The organism is Paenibacillus sp. GCM10027630, assembly GCF_042676305.1.
In the GTDB taxonomy this organism is placed as follows: domain Bacteria; phylum Bacillota; class Bacilli; order Paenibacillales; family NBRC-103111; genus Paenibacillus_S.
This window is the reverse complement of the sequence record NZ_JBHTGY010000040.1, coordinates 1-19,550: the sequence shown is the minus strand read 5'-3', so window position 1 is coordinate 19,550 and position 19,550 is coordinate 1. Positions and strand designations below refer to the sequence as shown.

Below are 19,550 nucleotides of genomic sequence, written 5' to 3'. Positions count from 1 at the left end.
CCAATTTGTGACTTAAAAACAACAGTGTTTTTTCCAAATGTATCGTAACAGTTGCATGAGTATTATATAATGAGCTATAGAAAGCGAGGCAGCGGAATGAAAAAATATTTGGGAATTCTCTCTGATTTTGAAAGAGTGGGTGTATGAGCAGACCAGCGTACAAATTATATTTTCTGTTACTAGCATTCCTATTATTTCTACTACTCCCCAGCCCATCTGCTTTTGGAAAAAGCACTCAGACAGAGGCAGTGAAAGGTATTCTCGATTTAGAAGCATGGAATTGGGAGCGAGATGGGCTGCAAAATCTGGATGGCGAATGGGAATTTTATTGGAATCATTTGTTAACTCCCGATGATTTTACGGTCGGTCTGAATAGCAATGCTCCATCTTATGCCCTAGTGCCGAAGGTGTGGGAGGGACAGGAGTCGGGAGGACAAGCATTGTCGAATCAAGGCTATGCGACCTACCGGCTGCGGATTCGTACAGCAGCTGCGGACAACGGTACCAATATGGCACTCTATGTTCCAAGCGTTGCGACAGCGTATCAAATATGGATTAACGGAGAGCTGGCTGCAGCGAACGGGAAGGTAGGAACGAGTAAAGAAACGATGATTCCGGCGAATTTCCCTAAACCTGTTTTTTTTCATTTACAGGGCACCCAGACCGAAATAGTCATTCAGGTGTCTAATTTCGTCCAACGTAAAGGCGGCTTGTGGGAATCTTTCCGCATAGGTGTTTCAAAAGATGTGATCATTAGCAGGGAAAAAGAGATAGCGTTTCAACTACTTATGATAGGCAGCTTGTTTACGATGGGTTTATATCATATCGGCCTCTTTCTGGCGCGCAGAAAGGATAGATCGCCGCTATTTTTTGGATGCTTCTCATTGGCGATGGGACTTCGAGCGATAGTCACCGGGCCTACGTTAATCACTTATCTGTTTCCGCATATCGCTTGGGAATTTCAAGTTCATTTGGAATATTTGTCAGTCGTTGTTGCCCTATGGATGCTGATTATGTTTTCCTACTCACGATACCCCGGCGAAATGCATCGCAAAGTGAGAAATTTGTTTGTTATAGCAATTGTGGCCTACAGTTTATTTATCCTCTTGACGCCAGCGTTGATATACACGTATAGTATGTTAGCTTTTCAAGCTGTTTCTGTGTTGATAATTTGTTATATCATCTATGTTTCTATTCGGGCTTTTCTGCGCAAAAGAGAAGGGGCTTCACTAAACATAGCGGCGGTACTCGTCCTCTTGGTATTAGTGCTCAATGATATTCTATTTTACAATCATTTTGTTGCAACCGGAGATTTGATGCAGCTCGGCATGCTGTTTTATGTATTTATGGAGTCCGTTAATTTATCGCATCAATTTTCAAAATCTTTTGCTCGTGTTGAGAGCATGTCGGGGCAATTGCAAGAGTGGAACGAATTATTAGAACAAAAAGTACAAGAAAGAACCGAAGAGCTGGAATTATCCAATGCAAGTATTAAGAAGATCAATCAGGAATTGGTTAAAATGGAACTGTCACGTCGTCATCTCTTATCCAACATTTCGCATGAACTGGGCACTCCGCTTACGCTCATTCAAGGTTATGTGAAGGCAGTTTTGGACCGAATGGATGAAGATAACCGTGATCGATATTTGCGGTTGACCTATGAAAAAACATTGATTTTGGATCGTATTATCAGCGACTTGTTCGAGTTGTCGAAGTTCGATACGGGGAAAATTCGCTTTGATTATCAAGCGGTTGACTCAGTGGCGTTTTGTCGCTCGTTATTTGAAAAATTGGAGCTGCCTATAAAGCAAGAAGGCCATAGCTTTGCGTTTATCGATAATACCGGTTCCCAAGCAGATAAACCGCTGATCGTTTGGATAGACGTTGTGAGAATCGAGCAAGTTGTGATGAATCTGTTGTTCAACGCTCAAAAATTCACGCCGACTAGCGGCTCCATTCATCTTATCGTTGAAAAGTACGGATCTCTTGAGAAGGGAGACTTAGGTTTAAAGGTTAAAGTTCGGGATACAGGAAATGGCATTGACGATGAAGATATACCGTTTGTTTTTGACCGTTTCTATCGGGGAAGAGAGTCACACAAGAGTCGTTCAGCTGGAACAGGTCTCGGACTGGCGATTTGCAAAGAAATTATTGAGTATCATGGGGGGACGATTAATGTGGAAAGTAAAACTGGCAAAGGAAGTACGTTTACCTTTACGCTTCCAGTAATGATCGATATGGAGGAGGGGGAAGAAGACGTATGACAGAGAGCGCTAAAATATTAATCGTCGATGACGAAAAAGAAATTCGGGACCTGATCAGCCTCTACCTGCGGAATCACGGGTTGCAGGTAGTCATGGCGAAAGACGGGAGTCAGACGTTGGGGCTTTTGAAGCAGGAAAAGCCCGATTTGATGGTTCTCGATATTGTGCTTCCCGATATGGATGGCGTAGAGTTATGCAGGCGCATTCGCGAGCACTCAGATATACCAATCGTTTTTCTAAGCTGTAAAAGGGAGGCGGATGATATTATCTGGGGACTCGATACCGGCGGCGATGACTACATGACCAAGCCATTCGATCCGATGGTGCTCGTCTCTCGAGTGAAAGCGAATCTCAGACGGGCCGCAGCCGTTCACAAACGTAACAAGGAGAGTATGCTTATCACGTGCGGCGATTTGCAGGTAAATTTGCAAAGCTTGGAAGTTATGGTGAAGGGAGAGCTAATCGATTTGTTCGCCAAAGAGCGGCAGCTATTGCTTTTTCTGCTGCAAAATCCGAACCAAGTGTTTAGCGCGGAACAACTGCACAGACAGGTGTGGGGCTGGGACAGCTTCAGTGACGAGCGGACGGTTATGGTGCATATTAGCAATTTACGCAAGAAGATTGAAACTGATCAATCAGCGACCAAGTACTTTCATACAGTGAGGGGTTTCGGATATAAATTTTGCTGGGATAAATAAATTAGTTTAAAACAATGCGATTATTCCTTATGTGGAATGTCGCTTTTTTTAACCGTTTTTTAACTTGGTCTGCTATCATCTATCGTAAATATGGAGATAGAAAGCAGAGGGCGCAGCCCCTTAACTGGAGGTATTGACATGTATCGAAAGCTATTAATAGCCGCCATTATTTTTTCAGGTTTAGGTTATCTTTGTGCCTTAGCAGGTGAAAATATGACGATGCGCTGGATTTTAAAGCCAGGAACTATCATACTGATGATACTACTGGCAGCAGCAACACGAAATGTTTCTAAGCCCTACAAACATTTAATCATTACAGGGTTATTCCTCTCTGCCATTGGCGATAGTTTTTTATTGTTAGCAGGAAAACAATGGTTTTTGTTTGGATTGGTCGCATTTTTATTCGCTCATATCGCATATGTCGTTGCTTTTGTAACTCGTTGGCGCTTTTCCTCCGTTCATTTACTTGCTCTAATTCCGATTGCGGCATACTCCTATTTACTCTTACACAGACTCCATGCAAGCATTCTTGCAGGTGGAAATGCCGGATTATGGATTCCGGTGTTGGTTTATGTCGTCGTGATTTCTATCATGATTTGGAGCGCTGTTATTAGTAGAAGCTGGATTGCCATAGCAGGGGCAATTTTGTTCTTCATGTCCGATTCGCTGCTTGCCTGGAATATGTTTGTCATGCCGGTTTCATGGGCGGGATACGGGGTGATGATCTCCTACTACCTTGCTCAATTTTTACTTGCTAGCAGCATTGTAAGATCAAAGGGGGGCGCGATCGCATATGCAAACCACAATTCATCTATATGAACAATCCGATAAGGCAGGAGTTTGTTAACTGCTCAATCAAACGCGTAACACGCCGATTGGCGAAGATAGGTTTGGCGATGCAGGAGGCGAGGGTGCAAACATATCCGTGTTGTAAAAGGATCATAGTAAAGAGATCGTTCGATAGAGCTTGAGATCAAATTAACCGGTTTTCCTGACTTCAGGAAATCGGTTTTTGTCGTTTCCGTCGAAAAATGTTTTTTTATAAATGTTTTTTAACCAGTTTTTAACTTCTGCTGATAGATTGATAGAAAACAAAGAAAGAGATGAGGGAGATTACTTATGTTTTCAGCTTGTCTGCATCACAACAGGATGCGCGTTCATCGCATCGCCATCATTTATATGCTTTTGTCCATACTGCTCATTCTTTCCTGGGGCGCGCCCATACAGGTGAAGGGAGCGGGTGCCGCATTCACGAATTTCAGTGTCGAGCCTGAAACAACGGTATTGTACAGCGGCTATTCGTCAGGCGGAACTTATACGAAGGAAACGCCGGCATATCATTTTAAGATGACATCAACGGACGCCTTGCAGGAGGGAGATACGATTGAAATCCTTCTGCCGTATGGTTTTAATTTTGTTGGAAACCCGCATTTCTATGGGATGTGGACAACTGATGTCAGTGTGCCTTCGAGCAGTTTCGAGGTCAGAGTGAACGGTTTAACGCTCTCTATATTCGATTCCGTTACAACGCAAAGATCGGATGATGGGCAGCCAATGTTATTCTTTCATATGAACCAGCCGATACCTGCCGGGGGGGACGTCGACATTAAGCTGTCGAATTTCCTGATTACGCCGGATTATCATTATGTAGAACCAAAAGCTTCGCAATTTGCGGTTAGTACCCGTTCAAATTCGGTTCAGCGGACTACGTCTAGCAATATTTACTTTCGCAGTATAGTGAACTTTCGTCCGGATATGTGCACGTATGCGGCTGCGGCGAATACGTCTTACCAATTCAAGTTTACGGTGATGCAGCAGATTAAGCCTACGGATTTGATCACCTTGAAATTCCCCGCTGGCATTACCTTACCTTCTGCAATCGACGTCTCGAAGGTACAGATTGGCGGGGTACCTGTTACAATGGCGAATGTCGTTGGCGACAAGCTGCAGCTGCAACCTAGTCAGCTGCTGACAAGCTATTCGGCTGCGCTTATCACAATCGACGCTTCGGCTTTGATTGCCAATCCGGCTGTACACGGCTATTATACGTTTGAAATATCCACCAGCGTTGATCTAGAGGCTGCGTCAGGACGTTTCGGAATTATTCCGCAAGGAGGAGCTTCATTAGCCGATAACCCGTATTCGGATGAGGGCTATGTTGAGATCAATAGAGACGGCAATTTGCGATTTCGGTTCACCAGCCCGACGATTCTGAAGGGGGGCGACACAGTTACGGTGACCAGTCCTGTGGGCACCGTATTAAGTGATACAACCATCGCTGCCACTGATATACATATCGAATCGGGCATGGGTCTGGAAATGGACGGTTATTCGCCGGCTTCTGTCACCCGTTTGGCGGGCAACCAGCTGCAATTCGTACTTCCTCCGGAATATTATTTGATTCCTGATTATTCACTAGTGTTTTCCATGCCAAACCTGTTTGTTCAATATGGAGTATACGATATGCAGGTGACGACCTCCCAGACGGTGAAGCCAAACACAGTGCCGCTCACTATCACTCCGGACACAGTACAGGAATTTAACGTCATACCTGCTATACCGTGGGCTGGTGAGATCAATGTGCCGTATACGTTCAGCCTGCAGCCGAACGAGCCGTTGGTTGCTGCCAATGACGATTACATCACGCTGAGCCTCCCTCCACAGCTGAAGGTACCCGTTGTTTTGGATCCAAGTACGCATTCGGGGACAATCGATCCGAACCTGGTTCAGGTGAACGGAGTTCCAGCCAAGGAAGCGATCTATAGCAGCTATTTTGGCATGTCCATCTTAAAGGTAATCGTACCTCAAGATATCCCACTGCTCGGAAGAGTGGAGATTGCTGTTAGCGGTAATGCCAGCTGGATGAATCCAGATGAGGGAACGTACGCATTCAGTGTATATCCGAAATACTCCAGCTCCAGCTCGGCAACGGTATCGATTCATTATCAAAAGATTACCGGAATCCGCGCTGCTCCCCAGACCGTACAGCTTCAGCTGGGCGGAAAAGTCAGCCAGCAGTTGAAGGTGACGGCGCAGCAGCCGAACAACAACGTGATGGATGTCACGAATGCTGTGTATGGGACGGCTTACCGGAGCAGCAATAGCACTGTGGTTACNGGCTTACCGGAGCAGCAATAGCACTGTGGTTACTGTTACAGCCGATGGATTAATTGAAGCCAAGCAGCAAGGCACTTCGATCATCACGGTTACGAGCGGCGTATACAGCGACACGGTGAGCGTGACTGTAGCGAAAGCAGACGTGCCGCCGCCAGTGAACGAGATCACAAGTATCACGGCAGCACCGAGGACCGTACAGCTTCAACTGGGAGGAAAAGTTAGCCAACAGCTGAAGGTAACGGCGCAGCAGTCGAACAACAGCATGATGGATGTGACGAATGCTGTGTATGGGACGGCGTACCGGAGCAGTAACAGCACTGTGGCTACCGTTACAGCCGATGGATTAATTGAGGCCAAGCAGTCGGGCACGTCGATCATCACGGTTACGAGCGGCGTATACAGCGACACGGTGAGCGTGACTGTAGCGAAAGCGGATGTGCCGCCGCCAGTAAATGAGATCACAAGTATCATGGCAGCACCGAAGAACGTAGAGCTTCAGCTGGGCGGAAAAGTCAGCCAGCAGCTGAGTGTAACGGCGCAGCAGTCGAATAACAGCGTGACGGATGTGACGAATGCTGTGTATGGGACGGCGTATCGGAGCAGTAACAGTACTGTGGCTACTATTACAGTCGATGGTTTAATCGAGGCCAAGCAGGCAGGTACTGCAGTAATTACGGTGACAAAAAGCGTATATAGCGACACGGTTAATGTTACGGTTAATCCGGTCTATAGCAGACCGAGAACGTCGTCGTCTTCTTCCATGGAAACAACCTCTTCTGGTAGCGGTGCAGCTGAAGAGCAGTTAAGTGTGGAGAAGGAGATCATTGCTGTGTTAGGAGGGGAGGTTACGCTTCCGAGTGCAGATTCGGTCATGATTCCACCAGAAGCACTGCTGGTCAACGGTAAAGTTAAGGTCAGCGTCCAAGCTAATCCTTCTCCTAATATAATGGGGCGAGCGAATATCAGCCGGGTTGTAGATTTTACGAGCAGTACCGGAGCGAATTTGAACAAACCGATCCAGATCAGCTTGAAGTACGATGGATCGTCAATTGCACACGGATTAAAGCCTGCTGTGTATGTGTTCAATCGGACGCAAGGCAAATGGTTATATGTCGGAGGCGTTGTTACCGGCAATGACACGGTGGCTACTGAAGTGAATTATTGGGGTACATTCGCGGTGTTCTCTGCGGAGGTGCACGTTTTCAACGATATGAATGGTCACTGGGCAGCACAATATGTAGATCGTTTAACTGGCAGAAATGTCGTTGACGGCTTCGAGGATAATACATTCCGGCCGGATCAGTCGGTGACCCGGGCACAGCTGGTCAAAATGATAGCTGATGCGTTGGCATTGAAAGCCTCCGGAACATCGACCTATTTCGCCGACAGCGAACTTTTGCCGGACTGGGCCAAGGATGCCGTTGCCCAAACGGCCCAAGAGGGTTTGATACAAGGCTACGAAGAGAAAGGGAGAGCATGGTTCAAGCCGAATCAGCCGCTGACGCGGGCTGAACTCGCAGTCATTCTCTCCAGAGTACTGGATCGCAATGCCGTCCATTCTAATAAGGAAGTATCGGCTTTCACGGATCAAAAGGACATTCCCGAATGGGCTCAGTCAGCCGTGATAGCGGTCTCCGGTGCAAACATCATAAGCGGCTACCCCGATGGAGCTTTCCGCCATGGAAGTTATGTGACGAGAGCCGAAGCGGCAAAAATGATTTATATGCTGCTCGAGACGCTTCATATCTAGATACGATGCTCAAGCAGTAAACTGGCATAAGCATAAGCAAGCTGGTGGGGGAATTAAGCTAACCGTGTAGGGATAGTTACAACAAAAAATCAAAAAAAGTGTTGCTCCAGATGATTAGTCTGTGGTAATATTTCAACAATTACCAATAAATTCCTCTAAAATTTGCTTTTACATAGAGCCCTTCTATATGCTGACACTTCGAAACCCTTTGGGGAGTAGGCTGTGACGGTTGCACCCGTTAAAGTGCTAGGGTAAATGTGACATTCATTGTTAGCGCACGCAAAATGAGGTCAATGCGCTAGGCATGGATGAACTTGGGTGGTAACACGGAGTATTTACTCTCGTCCCTTTTTAAGGGGCGGGAGTTTTTATTTTTTCGGGGAGCTGATAGGAATGATTGTAATGCCAGCCAACTTACTTTATTCACAAGGAACAGCTGTTTCGTATTCAAATATTGAATGGGGTGTTGCAATGGAACTGAAAAATACGTTTAACGAAGTTGCCGGTGAATATGACAAATACAGACCTAGCTACCCGTATCAGCTGTTTCACGATATCTTGGAATATGCGCAACTAAAGCCATCCGATCCCATACTCGAAATCGGTTGCGGTACAGGTCAGGCAACAAAAGGATTTGTGGACCTCGGGTACGATAGTGTGACTTGCATTGAATTAGGACAAAAACTTGCAGAATTTACTCGTGAAAAATTCAAAAATAACACCAACGTCAGCATCATTAATTCATCCTTTGAACAATGGCAAAGTGGAAAGGGTATTTTCGATTTAGCAATATCCGCAACAGCATTACATTTCATTCAGCCACAACAATTTGGGTATCGGAAGGTGTTTGACTTACTCCGTGACCGAGGATCAATTGCATTCTTTTGGACCGTTCACGTACCATCATTTAATTATGTTTTTAAACAAATTCGAGAAAGTTATAGAAAATATGCGCCAAATCTCGATGACGCAGATGCACCATCAGTTGAGAAAATCATTGACGAAAGGTCAGTTTTAACTATAAAGGACGGGTTGTTTGAAGATTTAATAGTAAAGCAATACAGATGGAATGACACCTACACAGCGGATGAATATATTTCATTATTAAACACGCACTCTCGACATAGAATACTTCCCGACGATGTAAGAGTTAAGCTATTCGAAAACATCAAAAATGCAATTGATGAAAATGGCGGAACGATAATAAAACCTCAAGCTGTTGCCCTGTTCCTTGCTAAAAAGAAGCTTGTTGTGTAAGCGGAACACTATAGTTGAGGGGCTTGTTTCGCGGCAACTCCCTTTTTGTAATAAAACTATAAAGGAGTCGAATTCAATATGATTCGTGAAGCCGAAATAACAGATAAAGATCAATTATTTGAACTCTATAGAATGTTAGTACCCAATAGTAAGAAAATGAATGTCCTTGAAGAACAAATTGATAAAATTAAAAGGGATCCTAACAATTTCTTGCTTGTATTTGATGAAAAAGAAAAAATATTAGGGACACTAACACTAAACATTTGTTTACAAGCTCTGCATGGCATAAGACCGTATGGAGTAGTAGAGAACATAATTGTCCATGAGAACCATCGAAGCAAGAATATTGGACGGAAACTTTTGCAATATGTTGAGGATTATTGTAAATCAATAGATTGTCATAGGATTATGCTTCTAAGTAATTCAACCCGTGAAAGAGCACATCAGTTCTTCGAAAGGGAAGGATATAACGGATCAATAAGTAAGGGATTCAAAAAATATTTTTAAACGATTGCTCAACTATCGGAGAACTATTGTCCTATTGGGAATGCGAGGTGGTGGAACCGTATTCGAATATAAAATGAATGTTTTGTAGACTATAGAATTTTTTTCTTGGCTGATGTTCTCTTGTTGTATAGCTTCTTATATTGTGATAAGTTTTTAGTGTTAGGATGGCATCCTTGATAGGAGCTCATACCTGGCTGCTTGTTAATTGTTTCACCATTACCTGTGCTCTGATTCCAAAGGCGAACAGAGACTAAGGAGGATTCACATGAAAAAGAATATGGACTATCTGCATTGGAAAAAACGGGATGATAAAAAGCTTACGATGTTAACTTGTTATGACTATCCCACAGCCGTATTACAAGATAAAGCGGGGCTGGATGTGATTTTTGTTGGTGATTCATTAGGAACAAACGAATTGGGTTATGAACATGAAATTTCCGTCACTCTCGGTGATATTATACACCATTTGAAAGCAGTGCGGCGGGGAGTGAAAGAAGCCTATTTGCTGGCAGATATGCCGTATAAAACGTACGAGGACCCGGGAATGGCTTTGGTTACTGCTAAAGAACTAGTTCTCAACGGGGCAGATGGTGTTAAGCTAGAAGGAATGCGAGAAGATGTTATATCACATTTATATAGTAATGGCATTGAGGTCTGGGGTCACCTCGGATATACCCCTCAGCTCCATAATAAGGCAGTTGTACAAGGAAAGACATTTGATTCAGCTAAATTTCTGTTAAACGGTGCTATTGCTTTACAAGCTGCTGGTGCAAGCATGATTGTATTGGAACTTATACCAGAAGAACTCGGGAAAGTAATTACAGAGAAGCTTAGTATTCCCACGATCGGGATTGGTGCTGGAAGATTTACAGATGGACAAGTACTTATAGTTCAAGATATGTTGGGCATTAATCCATTTGACCTTCGTCATTCAAAAAACTATGGTAATGTAGGTCAGATAATGCTTAAAGCATTTCAGTCGTACGCAAATGAAGTTGAAAATGGCGAATTTCCACAACTAAGGAATGTTCGAAACATGAATGATGAAGAACGTGAAAAACTATTAAATTGTTGCTTATATACAAATTCATCGAATGAGGAGTAACAGATGCATTGAGATAGACAATTTTTAAGGCAATGAATAGTTTCCAACTAATGGAAACTATAGCTTAATAAATAACAAGTACGCGGCTGCCGGCACTAGTGGGCAGCCGCGTTAACATTTTCCATAGAGTTTTTTTAAAAATTCATATTCAAAGGAGTAGTAATTATGTTCATTTCAATCAATCTTATGATCCGGTTCCTCCTAGAATTGATTCTTCTCGCTTCATTGGGCGTCTGGGGTTATCATTTTGCTGGTGGAACTTTTTCGAGAATCGTCCTCACCGCAGGGCTTCCGCTAACAGCCGCAATCATATGGGGACTTTTTATCTCCCCAAAAGCCAGGATCTCTCTACCAATAGCCGCAGTAGTCTTCATCGAGTTTTCGCTGGTCGGAATGGCAGCCTACGGTTTAATAGGGTCAGGCTACCTTGTTACCGCCATCGTCTATACGATACTTCATATCGGAAATCGGCTTCTGCTGCTTTTCGTCAACGGGAAAAATGAGGATCTGCTAAAGCCTTTTATCCGGAAATGACATTGGGCGCTGTATACATAACTAACGGAAAACGAAACGATTGTTCTAAAAAGTGTGATATTGCTGGATACAACTGAATTAATGAAATTCATGATTGAGAAGAAGCCGTTTGAGAAAGCTGTAGATGGGTTTTGAGGTTGGATAAAGTCGTGGAAAGAAGATGGCCCAGAAGATTATTTAGACGTATTCGGAAACGATGATAATTCAACAATAGAACGGATTGCTTTGGATATCAAACGGAGAACGATAGCGCAGGAGCTGGCATAAAAGCCGCTCCTTTTTGATTTTCTATACTTAGCGAACCAATCTGATCGATTAAAGACAAGTAGTTTTTAGGGCATCGTATCCGTTTTGTTAGATCTTTCAGCAACTGAGACTTGTTATCAAAGGGTAACCTATGTCGGAGTTAATATTTTGTTAATAGTTTATTTATAGAGAATCAATAAGCTTGAATTAAAATAAAAGGTAGGATGTTTCCTCAGTTTATGATAGAGAAGAGGAGATCTTTGAAATGAAACTTATCTAAAAAAATCTACTTTTCCAATTGTGAACAATGAAAATAATAATAGATCCTTTAAAAAAGGAGGAGATTATGGATACAGCTAAACGTGTAGCAATTTTAAAGAATTATGAAACAGAATGCTTTAGCCTTTGTATGTATATCCTTCGATGTGAATCAATGGCACTTCAAGCTTCCAAAGAGGTATTATTTTATCTTTTTAAGTGTCAAACCTTTTTCAATCAAACAGATGATGATCGGTATTCTTATCTAAGAAAAGAATCAACAAGAATTGCTTTAAACATCTATAAGCAATCCTTAAACTAGTGTGATAAGTGGTTAGTGTTTTCCTAATTTTATTCCTGAAGGCATAGCGGGGTCGAGAAGGTTGGGGCAAGTTAAATGATTAAAGTTCTTGGCTTATACATAAAAGTAGAGACGATAACTTAAACGGGACACATGTAAGTTATGTAGAAGTAAGTAGTTGAAGCAACGGAGTTAATGCATACATAGTGCCTTGCCAAATTGCGCAATGAGCTGTAAATTTTATTTTAGATGATTGTATAATCTAAAGAATTGAGACGTTTGAATATGAAAGAAAACACCATGCATGAAAGTGGTATTACGTGTTACTACGATGCCCGGCTCTTATTGCGCCCGATTTCTCGTTGGTAAACTCAGCAGGAAATATATAACAGTCGTCGAAACAATAGAATATCCAATCGACAAGGGGGAGTAGCCATGATTCATCAGTTCATACCTCAGCTTTATTTTAATACGATAGGCAAGCATCCACCTGTTTTGATGATTCGCGATGGGGATACGGTCATTACGACGACTGTCGATGCGAGAGGCTGGGACAAAAACGGCGAAAGCGCAGCTACTCGCGGGAATCCGATGACAGGGCCTTTCTATGTAGAAGGAGCGATGCCCAGCGATACACTAGCGGTTCGTTTCGAATCAATAACTCCGAACCGTGATTGGGCTTGGACAACCAACATGCTTGCCCCAGCAGTTATCGATCCATCTGTTGCCGCTACATTACCGGCATCGGACATCGTACGCTGGACGGTGGATGTACCACAGGGGGTTGCTTTTCTTGAGGAGCCAACGCCGGGGCTGGCTGAATTGAAGCTTCCTTTGCGGCCATTTCTAGGTTGTTTTGGTGTAGCGCCTTCCAACGGGCAGTTCATCTCAACTGCAACGAGTGGCGAGTATGGCGGTAACATGGACTATAAAGGACTGGTCACAGGTACTACAGTCTATTTTCCGGTGTCGGCCGAAGGTGCATTGTTATATATTGGTGATGGTCATGCCTTGCAAGGCGATGGAGAAATCATCGGTACAGGTCTCGAAATATCGATGGATGTTCGGTTTACAGTTAGTGTTCAAAAAGGCAAAACGATAAGCTGGCCTCGGGGTGAAACCGACACGCATTGGTTTTGTATCGGCAATGCCCGGCCTCTTGACCAGGCGCTTCAACATGCAACGACTGAGATGTTTCGGTTTCTACAGGAAGATTTCAGCTTAACGTCTTCAGAAGCCAGCTTGTTGCTAGGTCAGGCAGTTGAATATGAAATTGCCAACATGTTCAATCCCGCCTACAGCGTAGTCTGCAAGCTGCCAAAATCTATTTTATCGTCAATGTTCGCATAAAATAATTCTAGTTGTTGGTGCAAAGGGGGCTTGAATTGACATCTGTTTTTAATAAAAATGGCTGCGAATTTTTAGAGTGTATTTCATTAAATGAACATGCACTAATTAATTACAAGCCATTGGCGGGTTCATTTGCCGTTCGAAGCGATGAGTGTCGGGTGACAGAATATTATCTCATTATTGGCCGCGTAAATCGCGGTTTTTGTATTTTATGGGAACTGGTCCAAGCCTTTTTTTGTTAGGCGGGCAGGTTAGCACAATTGTAAAGTGTTAGGATCATTAGTAATATAGGAGAATATTTGTCATACTTAATACTTAAGTTACAGGTAGATTTATTACAAGGAGGGGTAACGTACTATGCATTATGACGTAATTGTAATTGGAGCAGGTTCGATGGGGATGGCGGCAGGTTATTTTTTATCAAAGAGCGGGAAAAAAACGTTATTAGTAGACTCCTTTAACCCGCCCCATAACAAAGGGAGTCATCACGGAGACACGAGAATCATTCGACATGCGTATGGTGAAGGTGAAAAATATGTTCCGTTGGCGCTCAAGGCTCAAGAATTATGGAACGACTTAGAGAAGGTGACGGGAAAACAATTATTTCTCCAAACCGGGGTTTTAAACGTGGGTTACGAAAAATCGGATTTTATCCAAAATATCATCTCAAGTTCAAAAACCTATTCATTGCCACTTGAGATTTTAGATTCAATTGATGTGAATAAGCGTTGGCCGGGCATCATTTTACCTGACGAGTACATTGGTTGCTTCGAACCAACATCTGGTGTGCTAAAATGTGAGGATTGCATTGATGCATATCGAGAGCTTGCTGAGCGAAACGGAGCTACCATTATAACCAATAGTAAAGTGAAAGAAATAATGGTTCATGATAAAAGAGTTACCATCAAAACCGATGAGCATTCTTTTAGTGCTAATGCGTTAGTGGTTTCAGCAGGAGCCTGGTCAGGAAGTCTCCTTTCCATGTTGGATTTAAATCTTCCTCTAAATCCAGTAAGAAAAACATTTGCTTGGTTTGATGTCAATGAAGATTTATATAATCATAAGGGTTTTCCAGCCTTTTCGTTTGAGACATCTCAAGGACATTATTATGGATTTCCAAACATCGATGGTTCCGGATTAAAAGTAGGCCGACATGATGGAGGAGAAACTATCAATCCAGATGAAGCCATCCTGGGATTTGGTGAACTAGAGACAGACGCGGCAGATTTAAGACAATTTTTGCAACGCTATATGCCTTATACACAACAATTGAAGTACGGTAAAACCTGTATGTATACACTGACTCCTGATGAAGATTTCATTATCGATTTGCATCCTACCTATTCAAACGTTGCCATTGCATCAGGCTTCTCAGGACATGGCTTTAAATTTAGCAGTGTAGTTGGGCAGATTTTAAGTGAATTAATTATTTCAGGGAAGACTGAACAAAACATTTCCCCTTTTTCAATCAATCGATTTGAATAAACAATTTAAAACTAAACGGAGAACGATAGCGGAGAGGCTTGCTTTGAGTTCCGTGACTCTGAAAAAATGATATGATTATCTAATATTCATTTTGTATTGGGGTGATCTTATTGGGAATTGATGAAACAATTACTATTGTTGAATATAATGAATTGTGGCCAGATTTATACGAGCAAGAAGAAAACAAACTTTATAAAGTGTTTGGAGATATGGCAATAGAAATACAGCATTTTGGTAGCACATCAGTACCAGGAATGATGGCCAAACCAATAATTGATATATTAGTCGGTGTCAAGAATTTAGACTTAGGAAAATCAATAAATTTAACACTAAATCAGCACGGGTATGAAGGATTTGGAGAAGCTGGTGTTCCAGGGAGAATATATTTTCGAAATCGTGGAAAACAAGCTTTCAATCTTGCTGTTGTCGTTTGGAATGGTGAGCAATGGAGTAATAATATCCTAATCCGAGATTATTTAAGGCGGAATCCAGAAATTGCTGAAGAATACTCCAACAGAAAAATTAATGCAGTATCTAAAGGAATAACCACGTTATTGTCATATTCTGATGAAAAAGCACAATACGTTTACAGCTTACTTGAAAAAGCCAGACACTCAACTAAACGGAACACGACTATTGAATAGCAACAAAAAGAGCAGGGGCCGCGGTTGCCGTGGTTCCTGTTCTTTTTGTTAAGCTAAGAGTAGGATATCGCAATTTAATCAGACTATTGTAAGTAACTTATCATTCACCTATTACTTTCATATCAATAAATGTATGCTACAGTATGGGTATGGATTTACAAAACACGTTTCAAAAAAGAGGTGAGTGAATGAAGTGAGGATTAAATCAATAGGTATACAAATAGGGATCGTTTGTTTCATCTTGGTCGTTGGTATTATGATGAGAACAATTATAAACGACTCTAAAGCAGCTAAAACTTATTTGGATCAAATTCATACATATACTCCTGACTATCCGAAGACTAAGAACGGACAAACCTACGGTTCTCCCACAGATGCCACTTCCATTGAAACGCTACCTGACTTAATTCTTGTCGGAACTGTGGACGGCACTGCAGGATATGTGCTGAAAAAAGATTTTATCGGCGAGCAGCCAAAAATACCCGAGGAAGCCATAACCATACAGAAGAGTAGCTCTCAAGGTGGTCGTAATGTCCAACTTTATGATGTTGATGGGAAAACCATTATTGGTTCTTTTCGTATTGGCGCTATGAATCAAATCCCTACAAAAGCTACTAACTATCCTAAAAATGAAAACGGACAGACATACGGTTTTGCCGCAGACGCCACTTCCTATGAATCGATACCTGATTTAATTAGTGCAGTAGGTGTGGATGGCACCGCAGGATATGTGCGGAAGAAAGATTTAGACGGGGAGCAGCCAAAGACTCCCGAGGAAGCACTTGCCATACAGAAGAATAGACCTGTGGGTGGTCGTGATATCCCATTATATGATGTTGACGGAAAGACCATAATTGGTGTTTTTCATATTGGATGACAATAAAAGGATAATAAACAACTCACATTATTTCTTTTGATTGTCAAACTAACGCAGTATGGTACGACGCTGCCGGTACGGGTCGCCGGTCCTACTTTTGCTAACGGACAGGAAGGCAGATCGATACTTTTTTTCATTGTTAACCGATTTGATGTACAATGAAAGAAAAACACATTATAAGGAGGAATTACCAATATGAACAAGAAGCAGATGGAGCGAATTCGCACTGGTCAAGGATTCATCGCAGCGCTGGACCAAAGCGGAGGGAGTACGCCGAAGGCGCTGCAGCAGTACGGGATCGAGCCGAGTCGCTATTCTGGCGACGAGGAGATGTATGCGCTGGTGCATGAAATGAGGACGCGCATCATCAAGAGCACTGCGTTTGACGCGGAATACATCCTGGGGGCCATCCTGTTCGAGAACACCATGGACCGGAAGATCGATGGGCTGTTTACGGCGGACTACTTGTGGGAGAAGAAAGGTATCGTTCCTTTTTTGAAGGTTGATAAGGGGCTGGCAGAGTCAATCGATGGCGTGCAGATGTTGAAGCCGATTCCCGATCTGGATGGCTTGCTTGAGCGGGCGGTCGAGCGCAACGTCTTCGGAACGAAGATGCGTTCGGTTATTCATGAGGCGAATCCGCAAGGAATTCGCAAGGTAGTGGAGCAGCAGTTCGAGCTCGGTAAGCAAATTTGGTCCGCAGGACTTGTCCCCATCATCGAGCCCGAAGTTGACATTAACAGCTCCGACAAGCGGGAATCGGAACGGATCTTGAAGGACGAAATCTTCAAGCAGTTGTCCACTCTTGCTCCTGATGTGACCGTTATGCTGAAGCTTTCAATTCCAACCGAAGACGATTTCTACCGTGATCTGATGGACGAGCCACACGTCGCTCGAGTTGTCGCACTGTCCGGCGGGTATGACCGGGAGGAAGCCAACGAGCGGCTGGCTCGCCATCACGGCTTGATCGCCAGCTTCTCACGCGCTTTGGCGGAAGGCTTGTCAGATGAACAGTCGGATGAGCAGTTCAACGAGATGCTGACCCGTTCTATTAGATCCATATATGAGGCGTCGATCAACTAACGGAAGCGATAGCGGAGCCTGTGCTTACTATGAGCGCGGGCTTTTTTGTGCGTTCGTTGGCTTTCTTCTGCTGCTTGAGAAATAAATAGCCGCTTCAACGGCGTGAGAGTCCTGGGTTTAAATCACGTACACGGATGAAATACAAACCAATAACCAACTCAAAGCACAATCTACCGGTTCATGAGTAGTATTGAATCAACAGTTTAATACAGGCACCAAACCAAACGCGGCTGACAGACATCCTATTGTTGCGGTGTACGGGCTTATGATCAAGAATGGAAGGTATTTATTTTGTATGCAGGGGGTGTTGTATTATTTTTTTTGAAAAGTATCGTGATGAAACCTATATTAGTCAGTTAAAACAGTTTATTGAAGCAAAATATGGATTGGGAATCCATTATATTGCCGCAGCAAAGCGTGGATACCACGGGGAAACATGGAAAATTGATACAGAATGTGACACCTATTTTGCCAAACTCATTTATTTTGGACCACACAAGTCAAGATATATGAACAGCTTTGCAATAGTGGAACATATGAATCAGAATGGGATTGACTTTATTAGTAAGATTAAAAAGACGATAGATGAGCAATTGTATAGTATTTTTAATGCTGGTGTGGTGGGCCTATTTCATTATGTCGAAGGTGAGCATACAGAGGATTATCCGTTATCGGATTTGTTTCATAAATTGGCGCTCATATACAAAGTTCCAGTTCAAAATGTTCAAATAATAGAGGAAAATTTCAACATCAACTACATGAATGAGTATTACAGGAATCTTACCAAACTTAAAATTGCAACATCACCTTCTGTATTAGAAGCTGTGCGCTTGTTGGAAGGGAATTGCAAGATAATCGAACATTATGCTGACCGATTGATGCAATTTGCTGATAAAAACAAAAATGACTTAACCCATTTTCACATCACAAGCGGCGATGTCGGGGGGAACGTCATTATTCAAGGCGAACAATTTACAATTATCGATTGGGATCATCTGATGCTTGCGCCGATAGAACGGGATATATGGCCTTATCTTCATGATGAGAAGCAAATTATTTTGCTCAATGAAATATTGGAATTAGAGGGCCTTCATTATAAAGTAAGCCAGGATCGGCTGGCATTTTATTGTTATTTGAGCTTTTTCTATTATTTGCACGAATATATGAGCGGTTTGTTGGAGTTTGATGATGAGGCTGTTCGAGAAGCGATTGCAAATGATATAAAAAGCTACTTGAATGTTAATTGTTGGATTTATGGAAATCTTAATAAAGTGGATCAATATCGGTTAGTTTCAAGATAGTTTAGAAATGAGGAGTTTGCTTACAGCATTCTGCTATGTTACAGGTAAAAAGGAAATACATAATAAATTTTTGAATGAGGTCTGAACTAATGATAATTTATAAAAAGCGATGAAACACCATCATTAAAGGAAGTCATAGCACTATACAACAAAGCAGCTTTAAGACGACCTAACGACGAGAGACGAATGGATTTGATGTTAAAGAATGCAAATATTAAACTATCTGCTTGGCATAACGGGAAGTTAGTAGGTTTCCTGAGAGCATTCACAGACTTTTGCTTTGATTGTTACATTAACGATATTGCTGTTGACCCTGAGTATCAGGGAATGGGAATCGGCAAGGGACTAGTCGAGCATTTAATACCACGGTTAGAAAAAGATACATTGATGTTCCTTATTTCCGCCCCTGAATCTAAAAGTTTTTATAAAAAAATCGGATTTAATAATTTCAAAGATATCGAAGATACATGGCACCAAGCTATTGAATAACCCCTTACATTTATAAAGCGCTCACGAATTTATTCGACTTGAAGCCATTACCTGTTCAACGCGCGCGAATCCCGGGCGCGCGTTGAGGCATTGCATGGCGGTCGGTCGAACCCCACTCCCAAAAAACTGCATTTATACAGCCTTTGGCCGGTATATCCGAAGTCTTAATGAATTCATGTAAATGAAGTCAATTTCATAATTCGAACCCCTTGCTACGACTGGTTTTTTTCGCACACAAAAAAGGAGTACCTCCCCACAATCTCGAAGTTTATGGTTCCCCAACC

17 protein-coding genes are annotated in these 19,550 nt (G+C 42.7%); all 17 read left to right on the top strand.

The genetic code is table 11. The features are described 5' to 3' along the window. Positions 1-143: 143 nt before the first annotated feature. The 17 genes from ACFQ0C_RS21540 to ACFQ0C_RS21460 all read left to right on the top strand — a co-directional run bounded on the left by ACFQ0C_RS21540 (position 144) and on the right by ACFQ0C_RS21460 (position 19,266). Entirely contained in the window at positions 144-2,264 is a 2,121-nt protein-coding gene (locus tag ACFQ0C_RS21540; protein WP_379369435.1) for a sensor histidine kinase, read from the top strand. Then, positions 2,261-2,962, top strand: coding sequence for a response regulator transcription factor (locus ACFQ0C_RS21535; protein ID WP_379369433.1), 702 nt, complete (start codon positions 2,261-2,263; stop codon positions 2,960-2,962). The genes ACFQ0C_RS21540 and ACFQ0C_RS21535 overlap by 4 nt, the downstream gene beginning before the upstream one ends. 138 nt (positions 2,963-3,100) lie before the next feature. Continuing rightward, complete coding sequence (locus ACFQ0C_RS21530) at positions 3,101-3,781, top strand: lysoplasmalogenase (protein ID WP_379369431.1); 681 nt, start codon at positions 3,101-3,103, stop codon at positions 3,779-3,781. A gap of 2,323 nt (positions 3,782-6,104) precedes the next feature. Further along, positions 6,105-7,829, top strand: coding sequence for an S-layer homology domain-containing protein (locus ACFQ0C_RS21525; protein WP_379369429.1), 1,725 nt, complete (start codon positions 6,105-6,107; stop codon positions 7,827-7,829). Between the two features lie 393 nt (positions 7,830-8,222). After that, positions 8,223-9,086: a class I SAM-dependent methyltransferase gene (locus tag ACFQ0C_RS21520; protein WP_379369427.1), complete on the top strand. Its 864-nt coding sequence runs from the start codon at positions 8,223-8,225 to the stop codon at positions 9,084-9,086. Between the two features lie 78 nt (positions 9,087-9,164). Next, the gene (locus tag ACFQ0C_RS21515) at positions 9,165-9,593 is read left to right on the top strand and encodes a GNAT family N-acetyltransferase (protein WP_379369425.1); all 429 of its coding nucleotides are present in this window, start codon (positions 9,165-9,167) and stop codon (positions 9,591-9,593) included. Positions 9,594-9,858: 265 nt separating this feature from the next. Continuing rightward, positions 9,859-10,698: a 3-methyl-2-oxobutanoate hydroxymethyltransferase gene (gene panB / locus ACFQ0C_RS21510; RefSeq protein WP_379369423.1), complete on the top strand. Its 840-nt coding sequence runs from the start codon at positions 9,859-9,861 to the stop codon at positions 10,696-10,698. 165 nt (positions 10,699-10,863) lie between these two features. Continuing rightward, positions 10,864-11,232 carry a YrdB family protein gene (locus ACFQ0C_RS21505; protein ID WP_379369421.1) on the top strand — a complete coding sequence of 123 codons (369 nt, stop codon included), beginning with the start codon at positions 10,864-10,866 and terminating at the stop codon, positions 11,230-11,232. A gap of 592 nt (positions 11,233-11,824) precedes the next feature. After that, on the top strand, positions 11,825-12,058 hold the full coding sequence (locus ACFQ0C_RS21500; protein ID WP_379369419.1) for a hypothetical protein: 234 nt from the start codon (positions 11,825-11,827) through the stop codon (positions 12,056-12,058). Positions 12,059-12,472: 414 nt separating this feature from the next. Continuing rightward, positions 12,473-13,387, top strand: a complete 915-nt coding sequence (locus ACFQ0C_RS21495; RefSeq protein WP_379369417.1) for an acetamidase/formamidase family protein — start codon at positions 12,473-12,475, stop codon at positions 13,385-13,387. 35 nt (positions 13,388-13,422) lie between these two features. Further along, complete coding sequence (locus ACFQ0C_RS21490) at positions 13,423-13,629, top strand: hypothetical protein (RefSeq protein ID WP_379369415.1); 207 nt, start codon at positions 13,423-13,425, stop codon at positions 13,627-13,629. Between the two features lie 115 nt (positions 13,630-13,744). After that, the gene (solA, locus tag ACFQ0C_RS21485) at positions 13,745-14,872 is read left to right on the top strand and encodes an N-methyl-L-tryptophan oxidase (protein WP_379369413.1); all 1,128 of its coding nucleotides are present in this window, start codon (positions 13,745-13,747) and stop codon (positions 14,870-14,872) included. A gap of 110 nt (positions 14,873-14,982) precedes the next feature. Further along, positions 14,983-15,516 carry a GrpB family protein gene (locus tag ACFQ0C_RS21480; protein WP_379369411.1) on the top strand — a complete coding sequence of 178 codons (534 nt, stop codon included), beginning with the start codon at positions 14,983-14,985 and terminating at the stop codon, positions 15,514-15,516. Positions 15,517-15,709: 193 nt separating this feature from the next. Beyond that, a complete protein-coding gene (locus ACFQ0C_RS21475) occupies positions 15,710-16,393 on the top strand; it encodes a hypothetical protein (protein ID WP_379369409.1) in 684 nt (227 codons plus the stop codon). 195 nt (positions 16,394-16,588) lie between these two features. Continuing rightward, positions 16,589-17,476, top strand: coding sequence for a fructose bisphosphate aldolase (locus ACFQ0C_RS21470; RefSeq protein ID WP_379369407.1), 888 nt, complete (start codon positions 16,589-16,591; stop codon positions 17,474-17,476). 275 nt (positions 17,477-17,751) lie between these two features. Continuing rightward, a complete protein-coding gene (locus tag ACFQ0C_RS21465) occupies positions 17,752-18,777 on the top strand; it encodes a hypothetical protein (RefSeq protein ID WP_379369405.1) in 1,026 nt (341 codons plus the stop codon). Between the two features lie 186 nt (positions 18,778-18,963). Next, a complete protein-coding gene (locus tag ACFQ0C_RS21460; RefSeq protein ID WP_379369403.1) occupies positions 18,964-19,266 on the top strand; it encodes a GNAT family N-acetyltransferase in 303 nt (100 codons plus the stop codon). The last annotated feature ends 284 nt before the right edge of the window (positions 19,267-19,550 follow it).